The 6,519-nt window shown below is 38.1% G+C and carries 5 protein-coding genes and 1 pseudogene; all 6 read left to right on the top strand.

The genetic code is table 11. The features are described 5' to 3' along the window. On the top strand, positions 1–626 hold a 626-nt coding region (locus ACFX4H_RS17670; protein ID WP_377435941.1), incomplete at its 5' end, for a cation:dicarboxylate symporter family transporter. Positions 627–1,160: 534 nt separating this feature from the next. After that, positions 1,161–2,331 (top strand): annotated as a pseudogene (locus ACFX4H_RS17665) (IS110 family RNA-guided transposase). Positions 2,332–2,681: 350 nt separating this feature from the next. After that, complete coding sequence (locus ACFX4H_RS17660; protein WP_312019054.1) at positions 2,682–2,936, top strand: DeoR/GlpR family DNA-binding transcription regulator; 255 nt, start codon at positions 2,682–2,684, stop codon at positions 2,934–2,936. Between the two features lie 526 nt (positions 2,937–3,462). After that, complete coding sequence (locus ACFX4H_RS17655; RefSeq protein ID WP_134781289.1) at positions 3,463–4,290, top strand: MerR family transcriptional regulator; 828 nt, start codon at positions 3,463–3,465, stop codon at positions 4,288–4,290. Positions 4,291–4,419: 129 nt separating this feature from the next. After that, on the top strand, positions 4,420–5,907 hold the full coding sequence (locus ACFX4H_RS17650; protein WP_127776797.1) for a UbiD family decarboxylase: 1,488 nt from the start codon (positions 4,420–4,422) through the stop codon (positions 5,905–5,907). A gap of 36 nt (positions 5,908–5,943) precedes the next feature. Continuing rightward, entirely contained in the window at positions 5,944–6,519 is a 576-nt protein-coding gene (locus ACFX4H_RS17645; RefSeq protein ID WP_127776796.1) for a non-oxidative hydroxyarylic acid decarboxylases subunit B, read from the top strand.

Raw genomic sequence — 6,519 nt, 5'->3', positions numbered from 1 at the left:
GTGTGACTATCTCCAAGTTCGGATTGGAATCTTTAATTCCGTTAGGAAAGTTAGCGCTTTCTGTTTACGGAACAATGATCTTCTTTGTAATTGTCATTCTGGGTCTTATTGCAAAATTTGTAGGATTCAATATCTTTACTTTGATTAAACTTCTAAAAGAAGAATTGATTCTTGCTTTCTCTACAGCAAGTTCAGAAGCGGTTCTTCCGAAGATCATGGAAAAAATGGAGAAAGCGGGATGTCCGAAACATATTGCTACATTTGTTATTCCGACTGGATACTCCTTTAACCTTGATGGTTCTACATTATACCAAGCGTTAGCAGCTATCTTCATCGCTCAAATGTACGGAATCGATTTAAGCATGTATGAGCAAATTACGCTAATGCTAGTGTTAATGATCACATCCAAAGGGATTGCGGGTGTACCAGGTGTATCTTTCGTAGTTCTTTTAGCGACATTGGGAACTGTCGGTATTCCTATTGAAGGTCTAGCATTTATTGCCGGTATCGACCGTATTCTTGATATGGGACGTACAGTGGTAAACGTTATTGGTAATTCACTTGCGGCAATTGTTATCTCTAAGTGGGAAGGTCAATTTAATGAAGTGAGAAATGAAGTCGCATAATGTTGCAAGACTGAGTATAATGACTAAGAATTGGAATCGGAATTCTCTTTTTAGAAATTAACGTAAATGAATGGAAGTTCATCCTCAACATAACCTCGATAATGTTTTTTATGGTTCTGGTGCAAAAACTTCAAAATTATAGTTGGGAAGAGATGGACTTTTTATCTGAAGCAAATAATCCATAACATTTTAGAGCATTTTTTTGATTATTATCTACTATTTATCAATCTTCCGCAATCGGGCGCGATTCTATAAGAATTAATTTTCTTATAGGATTAACGGGTGCGTTCGTATTATAAGGTCGACCAGTAAAAATTACTGGTTGACCTTTTTTAAATAGAATTTATTATATCAGTAGCCAGGGTAGGACGTACGGGTGCGTGGGACTTGATCCCGTGAACTAAACTGTCCGCCCTCTACTTGTAGAAACATGTTTGAGGCTGGTTGGGACGTAGATCTCGTATAACAAGCGAAGCTATGACACTACATGGGGGACTTAGGGGTACTGGTTAGTAAGTAGAGGAGGAAAAAACAATGAATCCAGTTGTTGGTCTGGATGTGGCAACAGAAGAGAGCCAAGTACAGGCATTTTTAGATCAATCTAAACCGTTTGGAAAGAGCTTTTCAATAAAGCATACTAGAGAGGAATTAGATCATTTTATTGGATTTCTAAAAGAAATCGAAGAGGTGGCAGGGCAGATGCCTATGGTCATTTTAGAATCTACAGGGCATTACCATTCTCCCGTTATTCAATACTTGAGGAACAAGGGATTCTATATATCCTACTAAAATCCGATTATTTCTTATCAGGCAAAGAAGTCCAGTTTACGGAAGGTAAAAACGTACGCAATCAATGCGTACCAGTTGTGTAGGGTTTTGAACCTCATAAAATTAGAGGAATTCAGCTATTAGACCTTCGGAATTTGTCCAGACAATAGGATATCGTAACGAATATGTATGTGGAAGCTAAACTTCAGTTTCACACCATTTTAGATCATGTATTTCCTGAATATCGGAAGGTTTTTAGGGGTCTATATTCGAAGGTTTCTTAATAGATGTTAAAGGAATATCCTACTTCAAAGGCCGGAGAAGTGAACTAGCCGAGAGTGTTATAGAGTTTTGTTCTAGCCGATCCGGTCAATGGGCATGGGAAAAAAGCAAAAAAAATAATGGACTCCGCATCTCGAAATCCATTTCAAAAACGTGTATGAAAGTCACGTAATCAATCATCGTATGTATATTGAGTTGCTTTTTCATTACCAGGCACACCTTTCTGATTTGGAAAATCGTATAGTGGCCCTGGCAAATGAAATGGAAGAATATAAGATCATCCAACCGATTCCCGGTATCGGAGAAAAAATCGCAGCCATGATTATCTCTGAAATTGGTGTCATCGATCGGTTTAATCATCCGAAAAAACTGGTTGCCTTCGCTGAAGTAGATCCAAGTGTTCACTCATCAGGTATGTTTACGGCAACCATTAATCGTATTACCAAAAGGGGTTCGAGCAGACTACGTCATTCTCTTATCTTGCCGTACTATGCGGCATAAGAAGTTCAAGGAACAAAAAGCTTAAAGCTTCATATGATAAGAAAAAATCAGAATGAAAACCTGCCAAAGTGTCAATGTTGCCTGTATGAATAAGTTGCTTCATTGGATTTACGCTCTATTAAAGAGGAAAGAAACGTTCCTAGATTTAGCCTAATTAACCGGTTTTGTGAAGCAGAGGAAAATCCTTCCAAAAGGGTTTTGAAGGGTTATTTGGCGTGGCCAAAAATAGTATATCATAAGGGAAATGAAAATTTTAGAGAAAGATATTGACATCCTATTAGCTGGTTTAGTTGAACAAACAAGACGAATGATAATTAACAAAACGGTATGGCAATTGCGAGCCGCTTTTCATTTGAGAAAATTATAAAAAACTTTTCAATGGAGTAAGTCATCTAATTTGAATTAATAGCAAGGGTGTTTGAATTTGAAGATAAGGAAAAGTTTATAGATGAGATTGAATATTTTTAAATAGAACTTTTAAGTGAATAAGCCACTACTTGCGGAATATCTGCTGAAGGACTGTCTACATCCATCGAGGAAGAAGGTCTCCTCGTTCACGAAATGATTAAGCGTTCTGACCAGGTCATTGTGATTGCAGATTCAACGAAGTTTAATAAAACTTTTTTTCAAAAGGTATGTGACTTAAACTCCGTTGATATAGTGATTACAGACAAAGAAGTACCAAAAAACATGCAGGAAATCTTAAATAAACATGTTATAGAAGTGATTGTGGTTCCAGGTCATGAAAGAGACGAGTAATAGTTTTATGGGTTCGATTTACTGCTAATTATATTAAACTCATAACAGCGGTTAATGCTTAAATTGAGGATATACAATATAGTGTTGAACGAAAAGCAAAAAAGATATGTTTGTGAATCATGTAAAAAAATTTATGGAAAAAGAGCGCCCAAGAGGTGCTCTTTTTTCAGTGGATAGATTGATAAAGCTCTTTTTAATCATTTGTAAAGGTGATTAGCTGTTCACTCCACATTGCTGGTAAGAAAATAAACCTTTTGGTATTTTCCTTCTGTATCCATTGCAGTCACTTACATATTGCCTACTAATGAAGATGTTGATATGCTCCATTTCGATAGAAAGGGCCGTTGAAATTCCATTCATTTTAAATGGAAAAATGGTAAAGTTAGTGGAGGATCCTCTGCAATCGGTTATAGCTGCCGAATGGAAGGAGGGAAATCAAAAGATTAATAAATTAAATCATGGCTGTAGAAGTAATAATAAGAAGTAGAGGGACTTTATAAAAAGGCTTTGCGGAGGGGGAACTCATATGGGCAATTACTTATCAATCAGTGAAATGGCTTCCATTCACAGTATCTCAAGGCAAACACTCATTTATTACGATAAGATCGGTTTATTTAAACCGGTACATATAGATGAACATGGTTATCGATATTATAGTGCCGTTCAGATTCCGTTTCTAAGGGAAATTTGCTTTTTGAAGTCGATTGGCATCAAACTAAATGATATTAAGGACCATATAGGAAATCGGAATTTAACGACTGCCATGTCACTTTTGGAATTTCATCAAGAATTCATTGATAAAGAAATAAATGCCTTGATGAATACCCGTACATTCATTCAACAGAGATTAATGAAATATTCAGAAGCCAAAAATATTAAAAGTGAATTGGATAAACCTATTATCGAAGAATTTCCTGAAAGGCATGTCTTATTTATACCATTTGAAAATGATTTGTGCCGTGAAGAATTACATTTAACGCTTATGAAAGCTTGGAATGTATTAAGTAAACATGAGATGCTTCCGTCTGAGGGATTTGGCACGGTTATTTTAAAGGATAAACTTGGAATGGATGATGTTTTCGAGGGTGCGGGAATATATACTGCATTACCTTTTATAGATCCTGATATGGATAACATGATGACGTTGCCTGCTGGGCAATATGCATGTGTATATAAATATGGAATGCCATATAACATTGAGTTTTTAAATGAATTGGTTCAATGGATCAGTGAAAATCAGTATAGAATTGTAGGGGACGTCGTAGATGCTTGCTTATTGGATACGACCTTTTACGAGAATGATAGTAGTGTTGATTTTTGTCAGCTGCAAATCCCTGTAGAGAAAATTACTTGAATTTTCAAATATCCATTGACTGTATAGTAGAAATACACTTTAGAATATCATTTGTAACCGATACCATATAGGTTATTTGAATTTGAATGATACATAGGATACAGATCATGAAGTGATAGGGGGATTTTTATGTCTGAAAAAATGAACAAAGTGAGAGATTTACGTTCTGCGTTGGAACTCCTGAAATCCATTCCAGGACAATTGATTGAAACGGATGAACCAGTCAATCCTCATGCTGAATTATCTGGGGTTTATCGTCATGTCGGTGCTGGCGGAACAGTCATGCGTCCAACAAAAATCGGACCTGCCATGGTTTTCAATCATGTATTGGGACATGAAGATTCAAGCGTGGTGATCGGACTTTTAGCCAGCCGGGAAAGAGTCGGTCTCATGCTGGATACAAAACCGGAGCGACTGGGATTCCTTTTAAATGAAGCTGTAAAAAATCCAATTGATCCAATCACCATTTCAAATGATAAAGCGAAGGCTCAGGAAGTGGTTCACTATGCAGAAGATCCCGATTTCGATATCCGGAAATTAATACCTGCGCCTACGAATACAGAGGAAGATGCAGGCCCGTATATCACGATAGGCATGTGCTATGCCTCCGATTCAGAAACCGGTGAATCTGATATAACGATACACCGATTATGTTTACAAAGTAAAGATGAGATGTCCATGTATTTTGTTCCTGGACGTCATTTGGAAGTTTTTCGTGAAAAGGCTGAAAAAGCAGGAAAACCGTTACCCATTTCCATTAGTATCGGTGTTGACCCTGCTATTGAAGTTGCTGCTTGTTTTGAAGCACCAACGACTCCCCTTGGCTTTAATGAGTTGAGTGTTGCAGGGGCGATCAGGAAAGAAGCGGTAGAATTGGTCCAATGCTTGACGATTGATGAAAAAGCTATCGCGAATGCTGAATATGTAATAGAGGGGGAATTGGTTCCCGGAGTGCGTGTTCGGGAAGATCAAAACACCAATACTGGAAAAGCAATGCCGGAATTCCCTGGATATACAGGATCAGCTGTTGCGGATCTGCCACTAATCAAAGTGAAAGCCGTAACGCATCGAGTCAATCCAATCATGCAAACTGTTATTGGTCCAAGTGAGGAGCATGTGAATATGGCTGGCATTCCAACTGAAGCAAGCATTCTGCAAATGGTGGAAAAGTCCATGCCAGGAAAATTATTGAATGTTTATGCCCATACTTCAGGAGGAGGTAAATACATGGCTGTTCTTCAATTCAAGAAAAGTCAGCCAAGTGATGAAGGGCGCCAAAGACAAGCTGCACTATTGGCGTTCTCCGCCTTTTCTGAACTGAAGCATGTATTCATCGTGGATGAAGATGTGGATCCCTTCGATAGCAATGATGTTTTATGGGCGTTAAATACTCGTTACCAAGGTGATGTTGATACGGTTTTCATTCCTGGAGTGCGCTGTCACCCGTTAGATCCTACACAAGATCCCGCATACAGCCCTACCATTCAGGAAAAGGGGATTTCCTGTAAAACCATATTTGACTGCACAGTACCATTTCATTTAAAAGATGAATTTAAAAGGTCTGAATTTAAAGAGGTGGATCCAAGTCGATTTGTTCCTGGATTTTCCAATGCATAAGTTTCGATTCAATGACTAATGTAAGGAGGGGAATTAATGAAAATCATTGTTGGGATAACAGGAGCGACTGGAGCCATTTTTGGAATTAGGATTCTTCAGATGCTTAAAAGCAGTGAAGTGGAGACCCATTTAATCATGTCCCCGTGGGCCCATGCCACCATTCAACATGAAACATCTTATTCTGTTAAAGACGTGGAGGGACTAGCTGATCATTCCTATTCTTATAAAGATCAAGCCGCAAGAATATCAAGTGGATCTTACCGGGTTGATGGCATGATTGTAGCACCTTGCAGTATGAAAACGCTAGCTTCCATTCGCATGGGACTAGCGGATAATTTATTAACGCGATCTGCTGATGTCATGTTGAAGGAAAGAAAAAAATTATTACTAATGACTAGAGAAACACCTCTGAATACGATTCATTTGGAGAATATGACGGCGCTTTCCAAAATGGGGACCATTATATTCCCTCCGATGCCAGCCTTCTATAATCATCCTGAGAATGTTAACGATATCATTGACCATCTTGCATATCGGGCGTTAGATCAATTTGAAATCGATACTCACGGTGCGAAACGGTGGGACGGAATGAAATATCGCACCAAAATATAA

This window comes from Peribacillus sp. YIM B13477, from assembly GCF_042787955.1.
GTDB lineage: Bacteria > Bacillota > Bacilli > Bacillales > DSM-1321 > Peribacillus > Peribacillus frigoritolerans.
The sequence above is the reverse complement of the archived record's forward strand: the minus strand, read 5'-3'. Positions and strand labels throughout refer to the sequence as shown.